The organism is Gluconobacter sp. (assembly GCF_047722525.1).
Classification (GTDB): Bacteria; Pseudomonadota; Alphaproteobacteria; order Acetobacterales; family Acetobacteraceae; genus Gluconobacter.
The window spans coordinates 201,891-228,377 of record NZ_JBDNYY010000005.1 but is presented as its reverse complement, the minus strand read 5'-3'; the positions used below and the strand labels follow the sequence as shown (position 1 = coordinate 228,377).

General features: G+C 62.7%; 20 protein-coding genes. 17 read left to right on the top strand and 3 right to left on the bottom strand.

Translation table 11 applies throughout. The annotated features are described in order from the left end of the window. The first annotated feature begins 70 nt into the window (after positions 1 to 70). From ABF859_RS07090 to ABF859_RS07045, 10 genes are all read left to right on the top strand, one after another. The gene (locus ABF859_RS07090; RefSeq protein ID WP_415527071.1) at positions 71 to 280 is read left to right on the top strand and encodes a hypothetical protein; all 210 of its coding nucleotides are present in this window, start codon (positions 71 to 73) and stop codon (positions 278 to 280) included. Between the two features lie 71 nt (positions 281 to 351). After that, positions 352 to 1,332 (top strand): ABC transporter permease, encoded by a 981-nt coding sequence (locus tag ABF859_RS07085; protein WP_415527070.1) that lies wholly within the window; start codon positions 352 to 354, stop codon positions 1,330 to 1,332. Continuing rightward, on the top strand, positions 1,332 to 2,315 hold the full coding sequence (locus ABF859_RS07080) for an ABC transporter permease (protein ID WP_415527069.1): 984 nt from the start codon (positions 1,332 to 1,334) through the stop codon (positions 2,313 to 2,315). Before ABF859_RS07085 ends, ABF859_RS07080 begins: the two co-directional genes overlap by 1 nt. Next, positions 2,305 to 3,258: an ABC transporter ATP-binding protein gene (locus tag ABF859_RS07075; protein ID WP_415527068.1), complete on the top strand. Its 954-nt coding sequence runs from the start codon at positions 2,305 to 2,307 to the stop codon at positions 3,256 to 3,258. The genes ABF859_RS07080 and ABF859_RS07075 overlap by 11 nt, the downstream gene beginning before the upstream one ends. Next, a complete protein-coding gene (locus ABF859_RS07070) occupies positions 3,255 to 4,187 on the top strand; it encodes an ABC transporter ATP-binding protein (RefSeq protein WP_415527067.1) in 933 nt (310 codons plus the stop codon). The genes ABF859_RS07075 and ABF859_RS07070 overlap by 4 nt, the downstream gene beginning before the upstream one ends. A gap of 103 nt (positions 4,188 to 4,290) precedes the next feature. Beyond that, positions 4,291 to 5,751, top strand: coding sequence for a xanthine dehydrogenase small subunit (gene xdhA, locus ABF859_RS07065; RefSeq protein WP_415527066.1), 1,461 nt, complete (start codon positions 4,291 to 4,293; stop codon positions 5,749 to 5,751). Next, positions 5,744 to 8,059, top strand: a complete 2,316-nt coding sequence (xdhB, locus tag ABF859_RS07060) for a xanthine dehydrogenase molybdopterin binding subunit (RefSeq protein ID WP_415527065.1) — start codon at positions 5,744 to 5,746, stop codon at positions 8,057 to 8,059. Before xdhA ends, xdhB begins: the two co-directional genes overlap by 8 nt. Positions 8,060 to 8,061: 2 nt before the next feature. Then, entirely contained in the window at positions 8,062 to 8,862 is an 801-nt protein-coding gene (gene xdhC, locus ABF859_RS07055; RefSeq protein ID WP_415527064.1) for a xanthine dehydrogenase accessory protein XdhC, read from the top strand. Between the two features lie 177 nt (positions 8,863 to 9,039). Further along, positions 9,040 to 10,587: a glucoamylase family protein gene (locus ABF859_RS07050; protein WP_415527095.1), complete on the top strand. Its 1,548-nt coding sequence runs from the start codon at positions 9,040 to 9,042 to the stop codon at positions 10,585 to 10,587. A 142-nt stretch (positions 10,588 to 10,729) separates the two neighbouring features. Next, complete coding sequence (locus ABF859_RS07045; RefSeq protein ID WP_415527063.1) at positions 10,730 to 10,912, top strand: YqaE/Pmp3 family membrane protein; 183 nt, start codon at positions 10,730 to 10,732, stop codon at positions 10,910 to 10,912. A 69-nt stretch (positions 10,913 to 10,981) separates the two neighbouring features. On the opposite strand, the gene ABF859_RS07040 is transcribed toward ABF859_RS07045, so the two are convergent. Next, positions 10,982 to 12,412, bottom strand: a complete 1,431-nt coding sequence (locus ABF859_RS07040; protein ID WP_415527062.1) for a sugar porter family MFS transporter — start codon at positions 12,410 to 12,412, stop codon at positions 10,982 to 10,984. Between the two features lie 323 nt (positions 12,413 to 12,735). Between ABF859_RS07040 and ABF859_RS07035 the strand changes: the two genes are divergently transcribed. Both ABF859_RS07035 and ABF859_RS07030 read left to right on the top strand, forming a co-directional pair. Continuing rightward, entirely contained in the window at positions 12,736 to 13,641 is a 906-nt protein-coding gene (locus ABF859_RS07035) for a LysR substrate-binding domain-containing protein (RefSeq protein WP_415527061.1), read from the top strand. Positions 13,642 to 13,736: 95 nt separating this feature from the next. Continuing rightward, entirely contained in the window at positions 13,737 to 15,578 is a 1,842-nt protein-coding gene (locus tag ABF859_RS07030) for an FUSC family protein (protein ID WP_415527060.1), read from the top strand. A 12-nt stretch (positions 15,579 to 15,590) separates the two neighbouring features. On the opposite strand, the gene ABF859_RS07025 is transcribed toward ABF859_RS07030, so the two are convergent. Beyond that, entirely contained in the window at positions 15,591 to 16,385 is a 795-nt protein-coding gene (locus tag ABF859_RS07025) for an SDR family NAD(P)-dependent oxidoreductase (RefSeq protein WP_415527059.1), read from the bottom strand. 157 nt (positions 16,386 to 16,542) lie between these two features. Between ABF859_RS07025 and ABF859_RS07020 the strand changes: the two genes are divergently transcribed. From ABF859_RS07020 to ABF859_RS07000, 5 genes are all read left to right on the top strand, one after another. Further along, positions 16,543 to 20,190 carry a PAS domain-containing protein gene (locus ABF859_RS07020; RefSeq protein ID WP_415527058.1) on the top strand — a complete coding sequence of 1,216 codons (3,648 nt, stop codon included), beginning with the start codon at positions 16,543 to 16,545 and terminating at the stop codon, positions 20,188 to 20,190. Between the two features lie 82 nt (positions 20,191 to 20,272). Further along, entirely contained in the window at positions 20,273 to 21,112 is an 840-nt protein-coding gene (locus ABF859_RS07015; protein WP_415527057.1) for an aldo/keto reductase, read from the top strand. An 82-nt stretch (positions 21,113 to 21,194) separates the two neighbouring features. After that, complete coding sequence (locus ABF859_RS07010; protein WP_415527056.1) at positions 21,195 to 22,481, top strand: outer membrane beta-barrel protein; 1,287 nt, start codon at positions 21,195 to 21,197, stop codon at positions 22,479 to 22,481. A 108-nt stretch (positions 22,482 to 22,589) separates the two neighbouring features. Continuing rightward, entirely contained in the window at positions 22,590 to 23,066 is a 477-nt protein-coding gene (locus ABF859_RS07005; RefSeq protein WP_415527055.1) for a flavin reductase family protein, read from the top strand. A gap of 202 nt (positions 23,067 to 23,268) precedes the next feature. Beyond that, positions 23,269 to 25,623, top strand: coding sequence for a TonB-dependent receptor (locus ABF859_RS07000; RefSeq protein ID WP_415527054.1), 2,355 nt, complete (start codon positions 23,269 to 23,271; stop codon positions 25,621 to 25,623). 55 nt (positions 25,624 to 25,678) lie between these two features. On the opposite strand, the gene ABF859_RS06995 is transcribed toward ABF859_RS07000, so the two are convergent. Beyond that, positions 25,679 to 26,485 carry an aminoglycoside N(3)-acetyltransferase gene (locus ABF859_RS06995; RefSeq protein WP_415527053.1) on the bottom strand — a complete coding sequence of 269 codons (807 nt, stop codon included), beginning with the start codon at positions 26,483 to 26,485 and terminating at the stop codon, positions 25,679 to 25,681. Between the last annotated feature and the right edge of the window lie 2 nt (positions 26,486 to 26,487).

Genomic DNA, 26,487 nt, shown 5'->3' with positions numbered 1-26,487 from the left:
GCCGTGGCCTCCGGCGTGTCATAACGCCCGACAACTGGACTGTCGGGCTCTTTCTTCAGGGTCCGGCATCATGCTTGGTTCAACCATTATCGAAATCAACGGCGTCTTTCTCGGCGCGGCCATTCTGGTCAGCGAGAGTGGCACGAGACGCTTCTACGCCGCGCATGACAGCGTGCGCGCCCTTCACAATGAAATGCTTCCCGATCTGGGTGCGCTTCAGCAGCGTATCCGTCTGCATGTCCGCCGACCGGCCCTGACGACCCACCAATATCCGGTCTGATCGACGAAGAGCCCCCTTCTGTCCGGACGCCTCCGTGCTGTAGAACAGGACAGGATCGCGGACCGTAACGGATGGGAGCAGGCGTGGAGGGAAGTTACCGGCAGATAATCCGTGCTGTTCTGACACGCCGTGATGGCGCTTTCGCGGCCCTGCTTCTGCTTTCCATCATCCTCGCCTGCCTGTCTGCCCCGCTTTACGCGACGCTTAACCGGATTGATCCGTTCTCCTCCGATATCGCAGGAACGACGATCCGCGATGGTCGTTCCGTTGACCTCATGCAGCCGAATGACAATCCGCTGCATCTGGGGCTGAGCCCGATCGGGCCGGACTGGCGGCCGGGACCCTATGCGCTGGGAGCAGATTCGCAGGGACGCGATGTCGCAGCGCGCGTTCTGTATGGCGGGCGCAATTCTCTCCTGATTGCGGCGGCTTCGGCCAGCCTCTGCCTGTGTCTCGCGGCCTGTATCGGGATCTGTGCCGGGTATTTCGGCGGCTGGATTGACCTGATCCTGTCGCGCATTCTGGATATGCTCTGGGCGATCCCGGTCTATCTGTTCGCCATTTCGCTGTCTGTCGTCACGGTGGGGCACGGTATCCGGCTTGGACCTGTGACGATCGGGGCGGATAATCTGCTGATTCCGATTGGGATTATTGCGCTGGTCTATGTGCCGTATGCGGCCCGGCCGTTGCGGGCGCGGGCGCTGAGCCTGTCGCAGGCGGGGTTCGTGATGGCAGCGCGGGGGATGGGGGCGTCAGATTGGCGTATCCTGTGGCGGGAAATCCTGCCGGGACTGACGCCGACCATGGCCGTGCTCGCGCCGCTGGTGATGGCGCTGTGCATGCTGGCGGAATCCGCATTATCCTTTCTCTCTCTCGGTGTGCAGGCTCCGGCAGCGTCCTGGGGGACGATCATTCAGGATGGCGAAGGGCTGCTCTATACGCGGCCCGTCGTGGCCATTGCGCCGGGCGTTGCGATTGTGCTGACCGTTCTGGCGCTGAATGTTCTGGGCAATGCGCTGCGGGATCAGCTTGATCCGAAAGGCGGGGCCTGATGATCCGCAGTTTTGCGTCCAGAACCGGGCAGATGCTGCTGGTTATTTTCGGGATTTCCGTCCTCGTTTTCGGGATTTTTTTCGCCACCCCGGGGGCGGACCCTACGGCGCGCATTGCAGGCCGTGGGGCCAGTCCGCAGGTCGTGGAACGGATCCGCGCGGAATACGGATTCGATCAGCCACTGCCCGTTCAGTACGTGAAGATGATGGAAAAGCTGTTCATCAGCCGGGACCTGACGTCTTTCGTCAATCACGGGCAGCGCGTCGTGCCGGAAGTGTTGCAGGCGGCGCCTGTGACGCTCTCGCTCGTGTTGTGGGCGGCGTTTTTCTGGGGCAGCGGGTCGCTGGTGTTCGGGATTGCTGCGGCCGTGTTGCGCGATAGCTGGGTGGACAGGCTGCTGATGGTTCTGGGGCTGATCGGCCTGTCCATGCCGGTGTTCTGGCTCGGTGAGGTCGTCAATCTCGTCACGCAGAGCCGCTGGCATGACACGTTTCTGTTCCGCTGGGTGCCGCCGCTGGGATATGTGCCGTTTTCGCAGAGCCCGTGGGGCTGGGCAAAGGCGTTGTTCCTGCCGTCCCTGACCCTCGCTGTCTCGTTCATTGGTCTGTATGCGCGGGTTCTACGCTCCGAACTTCTGACCGCCATGGGCGAAGATTCCATCCGCACGGCGCGCGCCAAGGGGGCGGGACCGGTGCGCGTCTGGCTGTGGCACGGTCTGCGGCTGTCCTGGCTGAGCTATATTTCGCTGTTCGGGCTGGATTTCGCGCAGCTTCTGGGTGGGGGCGCGCTTCTGACGGAAGTCGTGTTCGCCATGCCGGGCGTGGGGCGGCTGACCTATCAGGCGCTGGCGACGCTCGATCTGCCGCTCATCATGGCGACGGTCATGTATGCCGCTGTGTTCGTCGTCATCGCCAATGCGCTTGTGGACGGGCTCTATGCCCTGCTGGACCCACGGATCATGGAGGGACGGCATGGGCGCTGACGCACTTTTAAAGCTGCATCACCTGCATCTGGAACTGCCGAACGGAACAGCACTGCTGGAAGACGTGTCCCTGAGCGTGCGGCGCGGGGATGCGCTGGGCGTGGTGGGGGAATCCGGGTCGGGGAAGAGCCTGACGGCCATGAGCGTGATGGGACTGCTGCCGGGGCTGAAGGCTTCGGGCTCCATCCGCTTTGAGGGGCGCGAACTGCTGGGGATGAAGGATCGGGACTGGCGGCGTTTGCGTGGTGCGGGCATGGCCATGATCTTTCAGGACCCGATGACGGCGTTTCTGCCCGTCCGCTCCATCGGGGCGCAGATTGATGAACAGATCCGCCTGCATGAGCCCGTCAGTCGCCGTGAAGCGCGAGCGCGGACCGTGGCTTTGCTCGGGCGGATGGGTGTCCCCGATCCGGAAGCTGCGGCGAAGCGCTATCCGCACCAGCTTTCCGGTGGCCTGCGTCAGCGCGCCATGATTGCGATGGCGCTGTCCTGTGGTCCTGCACTTCTGATCGCGGATGAGCCGACCACGGCGCTCGATGTCACGGTGCAGGCGCAGATCCTGACGCTGCTGTGCGAAATCCGCGACAGTGGGGCGGGGGTTATGCTGATTACGCATGACATGGGCGTCGTGGCGCAGACCTGCACGCATGTGGCGGTTGTCTATTCGGGACTTGTCGTGGAACAGGGGCCGGTTGCGGTGGTTATGGCGCGGCCGTTGCATCCTTATACGCAGGCTTTGCTGGAGGCGATCCCGCCGCTGGATGGGCCGAGGCCAGATGCGCTGCCGACCATTCCGGGGCGTCCGCCGGCCCCGGATGCGCGGCCGGAGGGCTGTGTTTTCGCGCCGCGCTGCCGGTACGTGCGACCAGATTGTGCCGTGCGTCCTGCGTTGCGGGAACCGGAAGAAGGGCGGCGCGTGGCCTGCGTGCTGTACGACGCATGACCATCCTGCTTGAAGCGAAAAACCTCAGCAAACACTACCGCCTGTCGCACGGGCAGACACTGCGGGCCGTGAGCGATGTGTCACTGCTCGTGCATCGCGGGGAGGCTCTGGCGCTGGTCGGGGAGTCCGGCTGTGGCAAGTCCACGCTGGGCCGGACACTGATCGGGCTGGGGGCGCCGAGTTCGGGCGAGGTGTTTTTTGAGGGGGAGCGGATTTCCGGCCTGTCGGACCAGGCGCTTCGGCGCTGGCGGCCGCGGATGCAGATGGTGTTTCAGGACTCGTCCTCGACGTTCAATCCGCGCCGGACCATTGGCGACACGCTGGCGGAGCCAATGCGGATCCATGGACGGACCGGCATTGCGGAGCGGATCGGGACGCTGCTGGAGCAGGTTGGCCTGTCGTCGTCCGTTCTGTCCCGATATCCCCATGAGTTCTCTGGCGGTCAGCGGCAGCGTCTGAACATTGCGCGGGCCCTGATGCTGGGGCCGGATCTTCTGGTCGGGGATGAGCCGACATCCGCGCTCGATGTGTCGGTGCAGGCGCAGATCGTGAATCTGCTGCGGGATCTGCGCAATTCGCTGGATGTGGCGTGCGTGTTCATCTCCCATGACCTGGCGGTCGTGCGCCAGATGGCAGACCGGATTGCCGTCATGTATCTGGGGCGGATCGTGGAGGAAGGGGACGTTCTGGCGGTTCTGCAAGCCCCGGCCCATCCCTATACGCGGGCGTTGCTGAATGCGGTGCCCCGTCCGGATCGGCCGTTGCCGCCGCCGCTTAAAGGGGATGTGCCGAGCCCGGTCCATCCGCCGCAGGGCTGTGCGTTTCACACGCGCTGTCCGCTGGCCCAGCCGCGATGCGCGCAGGAACGGCCGGAACTCCACAGGATCGCGGAAGGGCGTACGGTCGCCTGTCACTATCCGATGCTCTAAAAAAGGCAACGGTTTGTTCCGTTCTTGGATATAGACGGCAACGCCTGCGATGGGGCACAGAGGTCTATACCTGTGCCGAAGCCCTTGCCGGAGATCCCGCCCGATGCGCCAGACCATCCGCTTTTATATGGGAGAAGACCTCTGCACGCTCAGGGATCTGTCTCCGACGCTGACCCTGTTGGACTGGCTGCGTGACCGTGGCCGGACCGGCACCAAGGAAGGCTGCAATGAAGGCGATTGCGGGGCCTGTACGGTGCTGGTCGTCCGGCTTGAGGACGGGCGGCTGAACTGGCGGGCGGTCAATGCCTGCATCCAGTTCGTCAGCATGCTGGATGGCGCACAGGTCTTTACGATCGAAGACTTGGGAACGGCTGATGCACCGCATCCCGTGCAGAGTGCCATGGTCGAGCAGCAGGGCTCGCAATGCGGGTTCTGCACGCCGGGTTTTGTCATGTCGATGGCCGCCTATCGCAAGACCGAAGGGGCCTCGGCGGATGATCAGGCCATTGATGACGCGCTGGCCGGCAATCTGTGCCGCTGCACCGGCTATGCGCCGATCGTGCGGGCCATGAAACAGGCGATGGCGGCGGGGCCGGACCGTTTCGATGCGCAGGTGGAGGCTATTGTCGGGCGTCTGACGGCGTTGCAGGACGGCGAGAGCGTGCGGCTTGGAGGGCCTGAGGGCACGCTCAGTATTCCGGCGTCTGCGGACGATCTGGCGGAGATTCTGCTGGCCGATCCGGAGGCGATCATTGTTGCGGGCGCTACGGACGTGGGGCTATGGGTGACGAAGGGGATGCGTCGCCTGAAGCATGTTGTTCCCATTGGGCGCGTTCCGGAACTGCGGGTTTTGAGCAGAACGGCCGAGGGGCTTCGGATCGGGGCAGCGGTGACGTATCAGGACGCGCGCCTAGCCATTGCGGAACTGCTGCCGGATGCGGGGGAAATGATCCGCCGCCTGGGTTCCACGCAGGTGCGGAACAGCGCGACGGTCTGCGGGAATATTGCCAATGGCTCCCCGATCGGGGACGGGCCGCCGATGTTCATTGCGGCCAATGCGACGCTGCATCTGCGGCGCGGGGCAGAGCGTCGGTCCATTGCGCTGGAAGACTATTTCATCGCTTACGGAAAGCAGGACCGGCAGCCTGGCGAGTTCGTGGAGGCGCTAACCATTCCAGCACCGGCACAGAACGCGCAGTTCCGCGCCTACAAGATTTCCAAGCGCTTCGATCAGGATATTTCCGCCGTTCTTGGGGCTTTCATGATCGAGACGGACGATCAGGGGCGGATCACTGCGGTCCGGCTGGCCTATGGTGGTATGGCAGCCACGCCGAAGCGGGCGGCGGGAGCGGAAGCGGCGCTGATTGGGCGCGTCTGGGATGAGGATGCGCTGGAGGCTGCACGGTCAGCCGTCATGAAGGATTTCACGCCGCTGACCGATATGCGGGCGAGTGCCTGGTACCGGCAGACCGTGGCCGCCAATCTGCTGACGCGGTTTTTTGAGGAAACGACGGGATCGGGGCAGGCGCGTCTCGTCCGGACGGGAGGGCTTGCGCATGTCTGATCTCGTTCCGGGGGCCGCTTCGACCAGCATGAAGCATGAAAGCGCGCTGCTGCATGTGACAGGGCGGGCGGCGTATATTGATGATCTGCCTGAACCGCGTGGCACGCTGCATCTCGTTCCGGGATTGAGCACGAAGGCCCATGCGCGGATCATGTCGATGGATCTGGACGCCGTCCGCGCCGCGCCGGGTGTCGTGTGTGTGCTGACGGCGGATGATGTGCCGGGCGAGAACCAGATCAGCCCGGTTCATCGGGAAGATGAGCCGCTTCTGGCGATGGATCATGTCCATTTCTGGGGGCAGACGATGTTCGCCGTAGTGGCGACCTCGCGTCAGGCCGCGCGTCAGGCCGTGCGTCTGGCGAAGATCGAATACGAGGAAAAGCCCGCGATCCTGAACATCGCGCAGGCACGGGAAAATGGCAGCCCGATGGTCTGGCGGTCCCTCACCATGCAACGCGGGGATGTCGAACGTGGTCTGAAGGCCGCTCCGCGTCGTCTGTCGGGGCAGATCGAGATTGGCGGGCAGGAGCATTTCTATCTGGAAGGGCAGGCCGCGCTCGCCCAGCCCGGAGAGGCCGGGGAAATGCGCGTCTGGTCGTCCACGCAGCACCCGTCCGAGACGCAGCATCTGGTCGCTTCCGTGCTCGGGCGGCCGCATCATCTGGTCACGACGGAAGTGCGGCGGATGGGCGGCGCGTTCGGCGGCAAGGAGACGCAGGCCAATGCCTGGGCCTGTCTGGCCGCCATCGCCGCTGACCGGACCGGGCAGGCCGTCAAGGCGCGTCTGGACCGCGATGATGACATGATGGCGACCGGAAAGCGGCATGACTTCCTGATCGACTATGACGTCGGCTTCACGGATGAGGGCGATATTCTCGCCGTGGATATGGTTCTGGCCGCGCGGTGCGGCTGGGCGGCGGATCTGTCCGGGCCGGTCACGGACCGTGCGCTGTTTCATGCCGATAATGCCTATTTTTATCCCGATGTACGGCTGAAATCCGAGCCTTTGCGGACCAATACCCAGTCCAACACGGCCTATCGCGGATTTGGCGGCCCGCAGGGGATTGTCGCGGCCGAGCGGGTAATCGAGGAAGTCGCGTTTGCGACGGGTCTTGATCCCGTGGCGGTCCGGCTGCGCAATGTCTACGGCACCGGGACGCGCAATCTCACGCCATATCACATGACGGTCGAGGACTCGATTACGGCCGAGATCCTGACAAAGCTGGTCGAGCGCTGTGATTATCAGGCGCGCAAGGCCGAGATCCGGGCGTTCAACCGCACCAGTCGAATCATCCGTCGCGGGATTGCGCTGACGCCGGTGAAGTTCGGGATTTCCTTCACGGCCACGCATTACAATCAGGCCGGCGCGCTGGTGCATGTCTACACAGACGGCTCGGTTCAGGTGAACCATGGCGGGACGGAAATGGGGCAGGGGCTGCACACCAAGATGGTGCAGATCGTCCTGCGCGAGTTTGGCCTGACAGCGGATCGCGTTCGCATCACGGCCACCACGACCGGGAAGGTGCCGAATACGTCCGCCACGGCGGCGTCCTCGGGGGCGGATCTGAACGGCATGGCGGTGCTGGACGCGGTGCGGAAGATCAAGGGCCGGATGATCGCTTTTGCAGCCGAAAAATGGGCTGCGTCTGCGGAAGAGATCCATTTCCGGCCTGATGGCGTGCATGTCGGTGCGGAGATCATGACCTTCCAGCAGCTCGCCTGGCAGGCCTATTTCGCGCGGGTGTCGCTGTCCTCGAACGGCTTTTACAAAACGCCAAAAATCTCCTGGAATCCCGAGACCGGGCGCGGGCGGCCGTTCTTTTACTTCGCTTACGGCGCGGCCTGTGCCGAAGTGTCGGTTGATCTGCTGACGGGTGAGCACAGCATCGATCGTGTGGATATCCTGCATGACGCCGGGCAGTCCCTGAATCCGGACATCGATATCGGGCAGATCGAAGGCGGGTTCGTGCAGGGTGCGGGCTGGCTGACGACGGAGGAACTGGTCTGGGATCCGGCCGGGCGTCTGCGGACTCATGCGCCCAGCACTTACAAGATCCCGGCCTGTTCCGACCGGCCACGGATATTCAATGTGGAACTGCTGGAAAACGCGCCGAACCGGGAGGAAACGATTTTCCGCTCCAAGGCCGTGGGAGAGCCGCCCTTTGTGCATGGGGTCGCGGTTCTGCAGGCCATTTCGGATGCGATCGCCAGTCTGGACGACTATCGCACCTGTCCGAAACTGGATGCGCCGGCCACGCCTGAGCGGGTTTTGAAAACCCTCATGGCACTGCGGCAACAGGCGGACTGACCATGCTCGCGGATGTTCTGCGGTGGCGGCAGGAGGGGCAGGAGATCGTGCGCCTGACTGTCATCCGCGCCAGGGGCTCGACGCCCCGGGAAGAGGGTGCGTTCATGCTCCTGACCCGCACTGAGCAGACCGGCACGATCGGCGGGGGGCGTCTGGAATGGGACTGCATGGCGGAGGGGCGTGCGCTTCTGGCTTCGGGAGACGCTCCCATTGAGCGCCATATCCCGCTCGGGCCTGCCATCAACCAGTGCTGCGGCGGGGCAGTGACAATTCGCATCGAGCGGGTGGACAGTCCTGACGCTCTTGAAGCTGAAATCCGGGCCGAATGGGAGCGGCTGCCGCAACTGCTGCTGTTCGGAGCGGGGCATGTGGGGCGCGCTCTGGCGCGGTCTCTGGCGCTCCTGCCGCTCCGGCTGGTCTGGGTCGATGCGCGTGAGGAGGAATTCGGGGTCGTTCCGCTGGGGGTCGAGACGCATGTTACGGAGCGATGGGAAGGTCTTCTGAACGCGGCTCCGGCCGGATCAGGCGTGCTGGTCCTGACCCAGAGTCACACGCTGGATGCGCTCATTACGGGCGCAGCGCTGGAGCGGGGGGACCTGCGGTATGTCGGGATGATCGGGTCGCGTACGAAACGCAAACGGTTCGAGAGTGCGTTCCGTCAGATCGACATTCCGCAGGAGAAGATCGACCGTCTGGTCTGCCCGATCGGGGATTTTGGAGTGCGGGACAAGCGCCCTGAAATGATCGCTGCTTTCGTGACGGCGGAAGTGGCGGCTCGGTTGCTGTCCGGGACGGACTCGTAAGGCTGCGTTCTGATTGTGGAACGCCCCGTTTCAGATATCTGGGTTGTTACATTCGCCACGCTCCTGTCACAAAGTTTTCCGTGACAAGGGCAGAGTTCCTTCACTTTTCAGGCGTCACGGAAAGTTGATGTAACGGTGGGTGCGTCGCGCGCAGTCCTTCTGCTTATCCTGTCTTCTATGAGCATGCAGCACCGGACGCAGCGGACTTCCGAAGTCCCGTTTTTCTCTCCAGGGATTGGTACAGGGCAGAGGTGGAAAACCCGGATTTCCCGTTTCTGTCAGGCTGGCCTTGCACTGACGACGCTGGCTCTGGTGCAGCCCTCTGCAAAGGCCGCACCGACGAACAGCACGGCGCTCACGCCAGCCCTTCAGCCCGCGAGCCTGCCTGCGGCTGATGCGGCTTTCGTTGACGATCTTGAAAAGCGCACGTTCAACTGGTTCTGGGAGACGTCCAATCCGAAAAACGGTCTGGTGCCGGATCGTGCGCCGCTGCCCAATGGGGCCGCCAGCATTGCCAGCGTCGGCTTCGGGCTGACAGCTTACGGGATTGGCGTGGAGCGGCATTACATTACCCGTCAGCAGGCCGTGGACCGGACGCTGACGACGCTGCGTTTCCTCGCCAGCCTGCCGCAGAACGATCATGTTTCGGGTTCGGCAGGTTATAAGGGTTTCTTCTACCATTTCCTTGATCCCAATACCGGGCTGCGCGTTGCCGACTGGTCCGAGCTGTCCAGCATCGACACGGCGCTCCTGATGGGGGGCGTGCTGTTCTCACAGTCCTATTTCGATCACGACACGCCGCAGGAGAAGGAAATCCGCGACATTGCGGATCATCTGTATCGCCGGATCGACTGGACGTGGATGAAAGCCCACGGCCCTTGGCTCAGCATGGGGTGGATGCCGCCCCATACGTTCCTGCCAAGCGACTGGAAGGGCTATAACGAGGGTCTGATCATCTATCTTCAGGCCCTGGGTTCACCGACACATCCCCTTCCAGCCGAGACCTGGAAGACATGGACCGCGACCTATGAAGGGCAGTGGGGCGATTTCCAGGGCCACAAGCTGCTGAACTTCGCGCCGATGTTCGGGCATCAGTACAGTGAATCCTGGATTGATTTCCGTGGTGTGCAGGATGCGTGGGACCGGGCCCATAACGTCGATTATTTCCAGAATGGCCGTGAAGCCGCCTATGCCCAGCAGGCCTATGCACGGGCCAATCCGGGCGACTGGAAGGATTATGGCCCCAATATCTGGGGACTGACGGCCTGTGACGGACCCGGGGATGCACAGCAGGTCTATCACGGCAAGCAGCGCCATTATCTGGCCTATAGTGCGCGTGGGGCAGGGCGGGACTACATTCTGGATGACGGCACCATCGCGCCGACGGCCGTGGGTGGTTCCATCGCTTTTGCACCGGAAATCGCTCTGCCGGCCCTCAAGGAAATGCGCGCGCGCTACGGCGACCGGATCTACAACAAATACGGCTTTCTCGACGCTTTCAATCCGACCTTTGCCGATCAGAAATCCTACTGGGTCGATGGTCAGCAACTGGGCATCGATCAGGGGCCGATCCTGCTGATGCTGGAAAACTGGCGCAGTGGTCTGGTCTGGAACACGATGAAGAAGAACCCCTATCTGCGCACCGGGCTGGAGCGGGCAGGGTTCGAAGGCGGATGGCTGCGGACCAAGACAGCCGCGTCTGCGGGGAATGGAAAGTCTCTCTGAAATTCTGAAGGGTGCGCTTTTCTTCTGCGGAACCGGATCGGGTGTGACCCGCTTTCACGGGTGATCCCGGGATGCGGAGTTGCATCCGGGGCGTTTCTCACCGATCACTGACGACAGAGCATCTTTGTGAAAGGAGAGCACCATGCGTCTCATTCTTGCCCTGCTTCTGCCCTGGCTGCAGTTCTTCACCATCGGCCGTCCGTTTGCCGGTCTGGTGTGCCTGTTCCTTCAGGTCACGGTCATCGGCTGGATCCCGGCCGCCATCTGGTCGGTCTACGCGCTGAGCCAGTACAATACCGATCGCAAGATCGCCGGTCGCGGCTGAGACTGCGGATATCAAAAAGCCCCCGTTCCAGTCGGAACGGGGGCTTTTTTCATGCCGGAAGCGCGGGGCTCAGCGGCCGATATTGCGTAGCGTCACGCCCTGGTTGAGCCTGGTCTCGATGGATTCGAGGGACACGCCCTTCGTCTCAGGGACGAAGAACAGCACCACGAAGATGAACAGCGCATTCAGCCCGGCATAGAGCCAGAAGGTGTGCGAGGCGCCCAGTGTGGTGAGCAGGCCGAGGAACGTGGCGCCCACCACCATGTTCGTGATCCAGTTGGTGACGGTCGAGCAGGTGATGCCGAAATCGCGTCCCTGCAGCGGCATGACTTCCGAGCACAGCACCCAGACCAGCGGACCTGCCGAGAAGGCGAAACCTGCGATGAAGCACAGCAGGACCGAGATCGCGAGGTAATGCGACAGGTCCGTATTGCCCACAGCGCCAGACATGATGGCTGCCAGAACGGCAAGACCCGTCGCCATGATCGCAAATCCCGTCACCAGCATCGGACGACGGCCCCAGCTATCCGCAAAGGCGATGGCGATGAAGGTGGCGAGCCAGTTGACCACGCCGACGATTGCCGTGCCCCACATCTGCCCGCTGGACCCGAAGCCGACTTCCTGAAAGATGCGCGGCGCGTAGTACATGACGACATTAATGCCGGTGAGCTGCTGCATGACCTGAAGCACGATGCCGAGCATGACGGCGCGGCGGAAGTTCCGGTTTTCAAGGAACATCGCCAGACCGCGCTGACGGTCGTGGATCTGCCCCTGAATGTCACGGATTTCCTGATGGGCATGTTCGGGGTCGTGACGCAGTTCCTTCATGATGGACAGGGCTTCCTCATGACGGCCGCGGAGCATCAGCCAGCGCGGACTGTCGGGCAGGAAGAATGAGCCGATCAGGAAGAAGGTGCCGGGAATGGCCATGATCCCCAGCATCCAGCGCCATGATCCGCTGTAGGACAGGATGGCGTTGGACACGAAGGCCAGCAGGATGCCCAGTGTGATCATCAACTGGTACATCGAGACCAGACTGCCGCGCCGCGAGATGTCCGAGACTTCGGAAATGTAGAGCGGTGCCACGAAGCTGCCGATCCCGATCGCCAGACCCAGCATGGTCCGTCCGATGATCAGTTCCGAAACAGAGGAGGCCAGCGCGCAGACGAGCCCTCCCGCTACGAACAGGAACGCACTGAAGATCAGGGAACGCCGACGTCCAAAGGCGTAGGACATTCGACCCGCACCGACGGCACCGACGGCGGCGCCGAACATCATGGACGACACGATCCAGGACTGCTCGAAATCGGAGGCGTGGAACTCGTCGCGGATGAAGCCGAGCGCCCCAGAGATAACGCCCACGTCTAGCCCGAACATCAGACCGGCAATCGCGGCCAGAACGACGGCGAACATCATGCGCCCGACCATGGGCGTTCTGACTGCGGCGCCAGAGGGAGCGTCAGAGGGGACGGGGGAGGGGTTGAGCACTGTGTCGCTCATGACGGGAAAACTCCGGCGACCCGCAGGGCAGACCTGTCAGGGAAAGGCAGAAAGGAAAACCGGGCAGGCAGCCTGCGCCGGGGACCGAGGGAGAGGGCTATTCTGTGACAGGCACGATGATTCGCCATCTTGAGCCCTAAAGTATAACGCACAATTGGGAAAATATTCAAAATCATATGTGATAATGAGCTGGATTTTCTCTCCTGATGCAATCGGGATACAGATGTGCCGGCCCCGCGGCCAGCCCTGACCCCCGGATGGATTGCCAGTGACGGGTCACGGCGACACACTTCCTGCCCTTTCGGTGTTCATGGACAAGTCCGGTGTTCCTGCGTCAACTGACCTATCTTATCGCTCTGGACCAGTATCGGCACTTTTCCCGTGCGGCCGAGCATTGCGGCGTGTCGCAGCCCGCGCTGTCGATGGCGATCCGCCAGCTCGAGCATGAACTCGGTGTGCCGATCGTCCGGCGCAACCGGCGCGTTCTGGGCCTGACACCCGAAGGTGAGCGCGTTCTGGCTTGGGCGCGGCAGTCGGTCGCGGCGCTCGACGGTCTGCGTCAGGAAGCCGACTTCGCCCATGAAATCGCAGGGGGCACGCTTTCGATCGGCACAATCCCGCCCGCCATTCAGGTCATGCCGCTCCTGATGGAAAGCCTGCGGGCGGCGGTACCGGCCTTGCAGATCGAACTGACCGTCTCTCCCAACAAGGACATCCTGCACGACCTGACCGAGCAGCGGATCCAGATGGGGCTGATCTATCTGGATCAGGTTCCGCAAGACGGCAGTTTCGAGACGCATCCGCTTTACTCGGAGCAGTATGTTTTCGTGGCTGGCTCCAGAATGGAGCTTCCGTCCCGCAGAACTGTCAGTTGGGCGGATGCGGCCGGTTATCCCCTTGGCCTGCTGGGGCCCGCCATGCGGACCCGGCAGATCGTGGATGAGTGTTTCGCCAGAGCCGGGGTCAAGCCCGGCGTCCTGCTCCAGACCAATGCGCTCGAACTGCTCTATGCGGAACTGTTTTCCGGGCGTCTGGCTACGATCCTTCCGGTTGCGGCCCTGCCGGACCGGCACGATCCTGCCAATCCGCTCCAGATCCGCCGTCTTGCTGCGTGCCCTTCTCCCCGGGTCGGTCTGGTCCGGCTCCGGCAGCCGGTCCAGACGGCCCTGATGTCCCGAAGCTGGGAAGTGGCGACGCAGCTTGTTCTGGAGGACACCCTGACGGTCTGAGGCAATTTCATAAGCGTAACTTATGATGCGATCATGACAATGTCTTGGACAGAACACCATTGCGTCCGGAGAATTGCGGTTTTTCGGACGGAAGAGTGTCAGGTTTGGGCGGCAGGGCAGCCGGTCTCGCGGTGTCGGGATCAACATTCGGATCGGACCTGCGGGACATTCTGATCCAGCGCTGGGGCTGGCTGTTTGCACCGTCCGCGAAGGATCTGGGCTTTGCGGTCCGCACCTCGGCTGCGGCGATCCTCTCCCTGCTGATCGCCATGTGGATGGAGCTGGACAGCCCGCAATGGGCGCCGCTGACCGTCTGGGTCGTGGCGACGGCCTCGCGCGGGGAAAGCCTGTCCAAGGCGCGGTGGCGGTTCGCGGGCACGATCATCGGGGGCTGCATGGGGGTGGCCCTGATCGCGGCCTTTCCCCAGCAGGCGGGACTGTTCTTCATCGCGCTCGCGGTCTGGATCGGGCTGTGTTGTGGCTGGGCGACGTTTCTGGACGGGTATCGCCGGTACGGTTTTCTGGTCATCAGCTTCACGTCCGCCATCGTGGCGACGGGCGCGATCAGCCAGCCCGATGACGTGTTCAACGTGGCTATGGCGCGCGGCACCTACATCATGCTCGGCACCGTCTGCGAAGCCGGACTGGCGGTCCTGTTCCTGCCGAATGTGCAGAAAGAAGCCCGCGCACGGCTGCTTGGAAAGCTTCAGCAGATCACGGCAAAGGTGGCGTCCCATGCGGATGTCCTGCGGGCAGGGCGGTTCGATCCGGAAACCGAAGGCCGCCTGCTGACCGAACTGGTGGACGCCAATACCCGCATCGAGTTCGACGTTCTCGAAATGGGGTCCGGCAGCCGGCGCAGCGCGGATCATGCGCGGGCGGTTCTGGCGCGTCTGCTCGCTGTTCTGGCCCGGGCGCAGGGCGGGGCGACCGGCAGTGACGTGGACCGCGACCTCGAGGCCGCAGGAAATCATATCCAGGCCATCATCGTGCCTCCGCGCCATGACCGCTTCACGTTCCGCACGCGCTCCCCGCGCCATAGGCTCGAAGCGGTTCTTAACGGGCTGCGGGCCGCGACCGGCATCATGGGGGCGTGGCTTTTATGGGAAGTGACGGCCTGGCCGTCCGGTCCGGCTTTCGTGTCCTTCGTGGCGCTGGTTTACGGGCTGCTGGCGACCCGCGAGATCCCCGCGCTGGCGTCGTCCGGCTTCTACCGCGGGGCGGTCTGGTGTGCGGGTGTCGCCGGGCTCTATGCATTTTTCGTCGTGCCAGCGGTCACAGCGCCCGAATATCTGGCGCTGCTTCTGCTGATCCCGATGGTGATCGGGGGGTTGGCTGCGCGCGCGCCGAAGCTCGTGAACCATGCGTTTTCGTTCAACATGTTCCTGCCCGTCCTGATCGGCCCGTCCAATCTCATGCGTTATGACGAGGTGTCATTCCTCAACGGTGCCAGTGCTTTTCTGGGGGCGGTGATCTTCACGCGTGTTACGTTTGGCGTGGTGTTTCCGTTCCGCGCTGACAGCCATCTCCGGCGCACTTCGGCCTGGGTCGAGCAGCAGCTTCGTTTTATTGCGCGCGGTGGCGGCCAGACGGTTCACCAGTGGCTGGCGATCAACGCCGCCAGCATGGTGCGCGCCGTGCGCAACTGTCAGGGCGTTCCACGTGACGTGATGCTCGCTTATATGGCGCGGCACCTGAACGCGATGGCGATGGGAGTGTGGGTGATCGAGCTGCGCGATGTCGCTGCGGTGGAGACCACGCCCGTGCCGGTCCGCAGACGGTTGCAGGTTTTTCTGCGGGCGTGGTTCCGCAAGGGCGATGGCGCGGGCCCCCTTGCGCGGACGGTTGCCCGCTCCCTGCAGAACGACCCGGCTGTCGAACCCGACGTCCGGACCGCCTTGCAGCGACTGGCGGGGAATGTGCCCCCGCCTGCCTGATCGACTTTACGATCAGATGGTATCGACGGTGCCCCCATCCACGCGCAGGGCCGCACCGGTCGTGGCGGAAGCCAGCGGCGAAGCGGCATAGACGACGAGATTGGCGACTTCATCGACCGTGGCCATACGGCGCAGAATGTTGCTTGGGCGGTGCTTCTGCACGAATTCCGCTGCCAGCTCCGTGACCGGACGGGTGCTGTCGGGGTTCTGGGCCTTGAGCATGTCCTCGACGCCTTCGGACAGGGTGGGGCCGGGCAGGACCGAATTGACCGTTACGTTCGTGCCGGCCATCAGCTTCGCCAGTCCGCGGGCCAGACCCAGCATGGCGGTTTTGCTGACACCGTAATCCACCATTTCGACCGGGATGTTCAGCGCGGATTCCGATGCGATGAACAGCACGCGCCCCCAGTTGCGTTCCTTCATGCCCGGCAGATAGGCACGGGACAGACGGACGCCGGAGAACAGGTTGACCTCGAACAGGTGCTCCCAGCTCTCGTCCGTCGTCTGGAAGAAATCGTTCGGTGCGAAGATCCCGGCGTTGTTGATGAGAACATCCACGCTGTTTTCGGCCTCGAAGAGCGTCTTGCAGCCTTCGGCCGTTCCGACGTCCGCGACGACACTGCGGAAGGCGCCGCCCGGGACGGCCTTGGCCAGTTTTTCAAGGGCGCTGTCGACGCCTTCCTGTTTGCGGCCGTTGATGATGACGGTGGCGCCCGCCTCTCCCAGTTTCCGGGCGATGGCAAGACCGATCCCGCCGGTCGAACCGGTGACGAGGGCGGTGCGGCCGCTCAGATCGAGGTTCAGCATGGCAAACTCCTGAAAATGTGATCGCGTTCAGACACAAACGTAAGGAACGCGAAAAAGTGGCACATCCTATTGTAGGGCTTTCGTGACAGGATGCGAGAAACGCCGGATCTGTTATGAGTGATGCCCTCCCGGGGTGCGATCTCCCGGGAGGGCATATTTGGATGACCAGACGGAAGGAGACGTGATGGATCGCGGGGAGGGCACTGAAAGCGGCTCCGGAGCGGTGATGCTGCATCCGGCTTCATCCGGTGGCCGTGCATCCGTTCTCTGTGTCCATCTTCTGGCTCTGGCGGCCGCCGAAGGCGGGGGGGAAGCGGCCCTTCTGGTGCGCGACACGGAGGGCGTCCGCATTCTGGGCGGCGAGGGGAGCACGATCGCCTATGAAGGCGCGGCGTGCCTCATGGATGGACAGTCCGTCGATGCCTGCACCGTGCGGCTCCTGCCCGTGCGTTCCGGTGCTGTGGAGGTCTGGCTGTGTGTCCGGCATGATGCGCCGGCGCTCGATCACGTCCGTGCCCTGTGTGCCTTGCAGGTGGATGATCTCCTGCGCGAACACGCGGCATCCCCGCCATCCGGGGAGCACGAGATCGTCGAGCGTATGCAGCTCCGGATGCAGCGTGTGGCCGACACGGCGGATGTTGCCTTCTATCGCTGTGATTTCGCGACGCGGATGGTGACGGGAGATGCGCGGTTCGCCCGTATCTGGGGTCTGCCGCCCGAGCGGCTGGCCGTGGGTGTTCCCGTTGATGAACTGATGCTGTTCCTCCATCCCGAGGACCGCCGCATCTATGATGGAAGCGTCGAGAGCGAACTGCGCGAAGAGGGATGCTACGAGCTGCGGTTCCGCATCCTTGTTCACGCCCCTTCCGCGCTTTCGCGCGCGGAGGCTTCCCGTCGTCGGCCGATGCTGCGGCATGTGCTGCTTCGCGGGTGGCGGGAGGATGAAAGCCGCCCGGACGGACGCCGCAGTGTCGGGCTGGCGATGGACGTCTCCTCCGCGTCCATGACGGCGGAAGCCCTGCGCTCCAGCGAATCCTTCACGCGGCTGCTTCTGTCGAGCCTGCCGGACTGCATTCATATCCTCGACTGTGACGGCTGTATCCGCTTCGTCAACGAGGGCGGGATCCAGTCCATGGAGATGGACAGTCCGATCATCATGCATGGGCTGCCCTGGGTTGATCTGTGGCGCGGACAGCCGCGGCGCCGGGCCGCTCTGGCCGTGCAGACGGCTCTGGAAGGCGAGACGGCCCGCTTCCAGGGCTATGCCATGACCATGCGGGGGCAGCGCCGCTTCTGGGACGTGGCCGTTACCCCGGTTTTCGGCGAGGATGGAGACGTCCAGCGCCTGCTGGCGATCGGGCGCGACCTGACGGAAGCCAACCAGTCCGCCGAAAGGCTTCAGCTCGCGCTCGATGCCGGTGCGATCGCCGGAACATGGATGTGGGACGACAGCGCTACCCGCATAACGGGCGATGCCAGGATGGCGATGACCCTCGGCCTGGAGCCGGCCCGGCTGCGTGAAGGCGTCATGCCGAACGTCATCTATGACGCCGTGGACCCACGGGATCGTTTTGCGGTGGTGCAGGCCGTCACGGCGGCGACCCGACAGGGCGGAAAATGCCGTTTCGAGTTCCGGGTGGAGACGCCGGAGGGGCAGCGCTGGTTCGAGGGCAACGGGCGCTGCGATCTGGGAGACGAGGGACGTGTGGCGCGTTTTCCCGGTATCGTCTTCGATATCGACCGGAGCAAGCGTCAGGCCCTGCGACAGGCGGCGCTCGTCGAACTGGGAGACCAGCTTCGGGCCCTTGATGACACGGCCATGATGGAAGAGGTCGCCGCCCGGATCATCTGCCGTGAACTGGATGCCAGTGGCGCGGGCTATGGCGTCGTCAACGATGACTGGACCGGCATGACCGTGGGCGGGGAGGCCGAAGAGGGACGTCCCCTGCTGGGGGTGCGGATGTTCGGGGATTACGGTGACTTCAGGCCGGTTCTGGGGCGCGGAGAGGCCGTGGCCATTGCGGATGTCCGCACCGATCCTCTGACGGTGGGATATGATGCGCGCTACGAAGCCGAGAATATCGTGGCGTTCCTCAGTATTCCGATCTTCAAGTTCGGGCGCTTCGTGGGGCTGATGTTCGTCTGCCATGATGCGCCGCATGTCTGGACGGAGGAGGAAATCGTCTTCACCCGCGCCGTTGCGGACCGCACCCATGCCTCCATGCGTCAGGCCCGCACCCAGCAGCAGATCCGCGACCTCAACGTCATGTTGGAAGAACGGATCCTGCAGCGGACCCGTGAGCGCGACCGGCTGTGGAACATTGCGCGGGATCTGTTTCTCATCATCGATCGTCGTGGTTATTACGTCGCGGTCAGTCCGAGCTGGGAAGAGACACAGGGCTACCGGATGGATGAGCTTGCCGGACTGCGGCTGGATGCGCTGTGCCATCCTGACGACAAGCAGATGGTGTGGGACGCCTTTGACCGTATGCTGGCTGGCATGCCGTGGCCGACGGCGGGGCTGGATGTGCGGATGCGGCGCTCGGACGGAACGTGGCGGACCTACAACTGGAGCTGCAACGACGAAGGCGATGCGATTTATGCGGTCGGGCGTGATCTGACCGAACGCAACGAACTGGAAGAACAGCTCCGTCAGGCGCAGAAAATGGAGGCTGTCGGCCAGCTCACGGGTGGTCTGGCCCATGATTTCAACAATCTGCTTGCCGGGATCGGGGGCGGACTGGAACTGCTGGGCCTGCGTCTGGCGCAGGGGCGGACGGACGGACTGGAGCGTTATATCGCAGCCTCGCAGGATGCGGTCCGCCGGGCCGCGTCCCTGACCCATCGGCTTCTGGCCTTCTCGCGCCGGCAGACCCTCGATCCCACGCCCACGGACATGAACGTGCTGGTCCGTGGTCTGGAAAGCCTGCTGCGGGGGACGGTCGGGCCGGGAATAGATCTGGTCTTTGACCTCGCGGCGGGTCTGTGGCTGACCCGTGTGGATGCCAACCAGCTCGAGAATGCGGTCCTGAACCTGTGCATCAATGCGCGGGATGCCATGCACGATCATGGAACGACGCTGCGGCTGATGAGTGCAAACCGTGTCCTGATGGCTGAAGAAGCCTCCGACATGTCCATCCAGTCGGGCGATTATGTCGTCCTGACGGTGGAGGACGAAGGCTGCGGCATGGCGCCTGAAATCGTCAAACGCGCTTTCGATCCGTTCTTTACAACCAAACCGCTGGGTGAAGGCACCGGGCTGGGTCTGAGCATGATCTACGGGTTTGCCCGGCAGTCGGGCGGACAGGTGGAGATCCGGTCTGTCCCCGGGCAGGGAACGGTCGTGTCCCTCTGGCTGCCGCGTTATCAGGGAGAGGAGGCAATACGCCCCGAGCCGCATCCGTTGCCCATGGCGCTGCGCTCACGCCTTCTGGAAGGGCAGCGTGTTCTCGTCGTGGATGACGAGGAGGCCGTGCGGATGATCGTGACGGACATGGTGACGGATCTGGGGGCAACCGTGCTGACCGCATCCGACGGCCCGTCGGCGCAGGCGCTGGTTGCGGAGGGCGAACCGCCGGAGGTTCTCATCAGCGACATCGGCATGCCGGGGGGCATGAACGGCCGGGAACTCGGTGAGCAGATGCTGAAACGCTGGCCCGCGCTGAAGGTGCTGTTCATTACGGGCTATGCCGAGCAGAGTATTCTGGGCGATCAGCCTCTGGCGCCCGGCTGTGCGCTGCTGGTGAAGCCGTTCACGGTCGAGACGTTCAGCCGAAAGCTGTCCGTTCTGCTGAACGGGAACTGAACCCCCCGTTCGGGCCATGCGTTGGGCAGTCAGCAGGCCCTGCGCCCGTGGTTCATCCTTTTACCCCTTCAGGGAGACAGACATGTCGTCACAGGTTCCTTCCGCCGATGCCCAGACGGTGATTTCCTTTCATGATGGTCACACCATGCCCCAGATCGGACTGGGGGTGTGGCAGACGCCACCGGATGAGACGGCCGAGGTCGTGAAGGAAGCCGTGAAACTCGGTTACCGGTCTGTTGATACAGCCCGTCTGTACAAGAATGAGGAAGGTGTCGGCAAAGGTCTGGAAGATCATCCGGACGTCTTTCTGACAACCAAGCTGTGGAATGACGAGCAGGGCTATGACAGCACCCTGCGCGCTTATGAGGAAAGTGCCCGCCTGCTGCGTCGTCCGGTTCTGGACCTGTATCTGATCCACTGGCCAATGCCGGATCAGGGTCAGTATGTCGAGACATGGAAGGCGCTGGTCGAACTGAAGAAGTCCGGGCGCGTGAAGTCCATTGGCGTGTCCAATTTCGAGCCCGAACATCTGGAGCGGATCATGGATGCGACAGGCGTCGTGCCGGTCGTCAACCAGATCGAACTGCATCCGGACTTCCAGCAGTGTGCGCTGCGGGCGTTTCACGAAAAGCACAATATCCGGACCGAGTCCTGGCGTCCGCTGGGCAAGGGGCGCGTCCTGAGCGATGAGCGGATCGGAAAGATCGCTGAAAAGCACAGCCGCACGCCCGCACAGGTGGTGATCCGGTGGCATCTGCAGAACGGTCTGGTCGTCATCCCCAAATCCGTCAATCCGAAGCGCCTGGCCGAAAATCTGGACGTGTTCGGCTTCGTGCTGGACGCGGACGACATGCAGGCCATCGGGGGGATGGACCGTAAGGATGGCCGGATGGGGGCGGACCCGAATACCGCCAGGTTCTGAGAAATATTCCTTCTTAGCAACATTCTGTAAAAAATCTGGCCTGTGCTATGGCAATGCCTCATGCAACCGGAAGGTGGATGGCATGAGGCAGCGTTTTCTCGCGATACTGGCGGCCCTGACAGGGTTCATTGCCGGATCGGGAGCCGGGATTTCCAGCGCGGAAGCGCAGGCGGCGGAGGGGCAGGCCCCCTCCGCGCAGGTTACGTCCGGACAGGAAAAAGCCTGGACGGATCAGTGGTTCTCCGACGTGTCTTTCGGAGCGCAGATCGAAGGCGGCGTGATGGGGAGTTCCAGCCATCCCGCCAGCAACCTTAATTTTGGTCAGCTTCTCTCCCCCTATGCCGATCAGGCGACGCTGAATCAGTTGACCTTTACGTTCACCAAACCCGTTGATCCGATTGGTGGAGGGTATGGGCTGGGGATGAACCTGCGGATGCTCTATGGCTCCGATGCCCGCAGTTACACGATTGCCGGTGTCTCGGATCGCTGGATCAATGGCCGCTATCAGGCCATGCCGGTCTTCGCCAATGTCGCGATCCATATGCCCTGGTTCACGAACAAAGGACTGGACGGGCAGATCGGTATCCTCACATCCCCCATGGGGGTGGAGACGCTCGATCCTTCGACACGCGCTTTCTACACGCTGGCCTACACGACCGAATATTCCACACCGTTCGAGCATGTAGGCGGCATGTTCCAGCTTCATCTGGACGACCATTTCGATCTTCAGTTCGGCGCGGATACCGGCAACCAGACGTCTTTCGGACGCGGGGATAACAATGGCCGTCCCGCCGGCTATATCGGCGTCACGGGAAATAATCTGGCGGACGGGCATCTGTCCTTCACCTATCTGCTGCGGGTCGGGCCGGAAAATGCCGTACGGTCCCTGGGGCCGCGGGCCAATGGGGCCATGCGGTACTGGAACGATCTGAACGGGACGTGGACCTTCTCGAAGAAATGGAGCGTCACGGCGGAGCTGAACCAGCTTCACGACGAGGGGCTGCGCGCGGATACGTGGAGCGCGGTCGTGTGGGGCGGATGGCACATCCAGCCGAACCTGACGGTCAATGCGCGGGCGGAGCTGTATCGGGACAACACCGGCAGTTTCGTGGCGAGTTTTGCGGAGAACGAGGGCTATGCGCAGGCCATGCTCGGCAATCCGACGCGCTCGGAATCCGCTCCCGCCACGACCTATGGTGCGCTGACGCTCAACACGGTCTGGCGGCCGGATGTGGGGCATCATGTCAAGCTGCTCCAGTTCCGGCCGGAACTGCGCTTTGACCGCTCGCTCAACAGTACGCGCCCGTTCGATGACCAGCATCATATGGGGCGGATCCTGTTCGGGGCGGACATGACTCTGGGGTTCTGACGAAGCGATCCGGGCACTGCCCGGACGCGGCAGGGATCTCCATCCCCGCACCCTGTTCGTTTTTGAGGGGAGGTGCGCTGGCCGTCGAATTATGGCAAGGACGTTGTCATGACGACTCCGAACGAAACCGATTTCCGCAAAGCCATGTCCCATTTCGCCACGGGTGTTGCCGTGGTGACGGCCAAAGGCAGCGAAGGCGAGCAGGGCGCGACCATCAGCGCCCTGACGTCCGTGTCCCTCGATCCGCTTCTGCTGCTGATCTGTCTCAACCGGGCCAGCGCGACCTATCGCGCGATTGCGGAAGCTGGCGTTTTCGGCCTCAGCATCCTGGGCAACGACCACAAGGATGTGGCGATGCTGTTCGCCAGCCGCACGGGCGACAAGTTCGGGTCGGACGTGATCGAGCGTGCGGCGGATGGCACGGCCTTCGTTCGCGACTCACTGGTGAAGATGCGTTGCGAACTGGTCGAGACGTTCCAGGGCGGCACGCATGCCCTGTTCATGGCGCGTCCCGTTGCGCTGGAACTCGATGAAAGCCGTGCGCCTCTGCTGTATTTCCAGGGACAGCTCGGCATTACACTTTAAGGCCCGGTAGCCTTACGAAAGATCAGGATATGAACCCGCTCCGCAGGGAGCGGAAGACGCTGACGGATCTCTGAGGCGCTGACAGGCGCCTCGTGGTCTTCGGGTGCGCGACTATCTTCAGAAACTTGTTGCGAATGATTCTTATTTCTACTATTCGGATCTGCAACCCAGACGGGTTGATCCGTAAGTATAGAGGCATTCGATGACCGGTTCGCTGCGTGCGCACATCACTTCGCTTTCAGTTGCGGGAACGCTCCTGATGTCTTCCCAGGGCCATGCGGCAGATCTCCCCAAAGAGGACAGCAAACCGGACCCCAAGGCCAATCATGCCCGCAAGCCTGTGGATGAGGCCAGAAGCGTCGAGGGAGCCGATACCGAATACCTGACGGTGCAGGGACATGGCTTCAACACCATGCACCAGTCCATCGGCCTGTCGCGCATGCCCCAGGATGTGATGCATACGCCGCAGAACATCAACGTGGTGCCACAGGCGCTGATGCAGCAGCAGAATGTGAAATCTCTGGATGAAGCCCTGCGGAACGTTCCGGGTGTGACTACCTCCATCGGAGAGGGGGCTGGCGGCATGAATGGCGATCAGTTTCTGATCCGCGGTTTTCAGGCCCAGAACGACATTTACGAAGATGGTCTGCGCGATTTCGGCGTCTATTCGCGCGATGCCTTCAATTTCGAGACCGTTTCGGTCATCAAGGGGCCGTCTTCCGAAGTGTTCGGAAACGGCACGACGGGCGGCGCCATCAACATGGTGACCAAGACACCCGGCCTCAAAAACCATTATAATGCCGAGTTTTCCGGCGGTTCCGGCAGCTATTATCGCGGAACGCTGGACGTTAACCAGAAGATTAATGACTCAACCGCTTTCCGTATTACGGGCATGGGCGACGAGCACAATATCGTTGGGCGCGACAACCTCTACTCCCATCGCTGGGGCATTGCGCCGTCGCTGGCTTTCGGTATCGGCAAGAGAACCACGCTGGTTCTGCAATATATGCATCAGCAGGAAAATTCCGTTCCGGATTTCGGTGTGCCGGTCGTCACGAAGCCTGGCGCGAAATACGGTCAGCCCATCACCGAATACGGCATTCGTCGCACGAACTGGTACGGGACCGACAATGACCAGAACGCAACGAACGCCAACATGGAAACAGCCCGTTTCAGCTTCAAGCTGAACCGGCACATCACGTTCTATGATGATCTGCGGGGCGGTGAATATTACCGGACCTTCGCGGCATCCAAGGCGACCTGCGACACGACCTGCGTGAACAACTATTTCAATGGCGATCCGTCAAAGGCGCTTGTGGCCCGTTCCGGGCCGGTCGGCGCAGGTGCGGGCACGGGAGCTGGCACCTATATGGCACCGCTGCCTTACCAGCAGACGAGCTGGTCCGTGCAGAACGTGGGCTCGATGGTCGCGGATTTCCATACGGGTTTCCTGCGACATCAGGTGGTTGCAGGCTTTGATGTCGAACGCGTCAATGACGTCCGCTCGCAGTCGACCTATCTCAAGCCAAAGCCTTATGCCAATCTGGTCAATCCGAACCCGCATGTCGGAAATCTCGATCTGGTTCCGGGGGACATGAATCCGGGAGGGCTCGTCACGCTGGGCACTCTGGGGGCCAAGCCACACAGCAACGGATACGGGTTTGATACGGGCCTGTTCCTGTTCGACCAGATCTGGTTCACGAAGTGGTTGTCCCTCAAGGGCGGTTTCCGCTGGGACCGCTGGCAGACGAGCTACAACCTGACGGGCGGAGATGTCGCGAAGAACCCGGACAAGCATTTCCACGATGTCAGCGGGGTGTTCAATCCCAATGCCAGCCTCGTGGTTACGCCGGACTCCCATCAGACCTATTACTTCACATGGGCGAATTCCACGACGCCGATGGGCATGTACGTGACCAATGGCTCCGTTCCCATCCGTCCCGGAACCAATTCCTTTGCCAGCCCTGAAAAGGCCCAGCTCTATGAACTGGGAGCCAAGTACAGCATTCTGCATGACCGGCTCGGTCTTACGGCGTCCCTGTTCCGTCTGGACAAGGGAAATGCCCTGAATGCGGACCCGGTGACCGGAGAAATGCTCGGATCTACCGATCGGCAGCGCAATCAGGGGCTGGAACTCTCCGTGGGCGGGATCATCCTTCCCGGATGGAATGTCTCCGCCACCTATGCCCTGTATGACAGCAGCACCACGTCTTCTGCGACGAAGGCCAATCGCGGCAAGAACGTGCAGTATGTCCCCCATAATCAGGCGACGCTGTGGTCAGCGTATAACGCCTTCGCCAGCAGGCCTTACAATGTGACCTTCGGTGGTGGACTGACCTGGCGCGAGCATGTCTGGCTGAATGCGGCCAATACGCTCCGGGCTCCGGCGAATCTGGATTTCAGCGCCATGATCTCCCATCGCTTCAACCAGCACTGGAAGGTTTCCATGAATGGCTACAATCTTGCGAACCGCCTGAACTACCAGAGCCTGTTCTCCAACCGCGCCACCCCTTCTGCGGGACGCATGTTCCTCGGGGAAATCAGCGCGTCTTACTAGGAAACTGGCGCTTCCTGACGGGACAGGCTGCCATGTGGCCGTCTGTCCCGTCAGGTCATGACGGCCGGGCCCACGCCTCAGTCGCCATGTGAACGGCTGGCGCGAGTGGAAAGAGGCGTGACGGGGCCGAGCCCACATGCCCGTGCCGCAGCAGGGCATTGCCATCCAGCCGGGCGCCAAACGGCGGAAAGCGGCTGTTATCCGTGACGGGAAGCCGCAGGCGGACCCAGCGGCGTTCCCCTTCCACGGTAATGCAGGTTCCGTCCTGAAAGGTCGGTCCGTCAGGATCGGCCAGTCGTTCGGCCAGATGCAGCCCCGTGCAGGTCTCCCATCCCGTTCCGACCATCAGGACCTGCGCCTCCCTGTCCGACAGAACAGCGAGCGGAGACTGTCTCCCGAACGGATCTTCCAGAGGCTGATGAGCCAGAATATCCGCCGCCAGCGGCCCGAGCGCTGTAAACGAGACCTGTGGATGGGCAGTGCGCTGCACGCCGGGCCAGGTCCTGAAGATTTCCGCGATCTGTCCCATGCCGCGTGTCGGTGTCAGGCGCGGGTCATAGGGCGGCATGGTGGCGCGGATCGTCTCCCACCAGCTTTCCGGCACCGGCGGATCGCACCAGCCTGACGGATCGCTCAGTTCGGAGGACTGGGCGGGCATGACGATCGTACCCTCCGGTCCGACGACCTGAAGCAGGGCCGAAATCACCGCCCGTGCGCCTCCACACACCCAGCCGATCCGGCTCAGGGACGTATGGACCAGCAGCGTCATGCCGGGCGTAATCCCGAGACGCTGGAAGTCCACCACAAGCCGTGCCTGCGTGACCGGCCCGCTGGAACGGGCGATGGCGGCTGCTTCGGTCATGG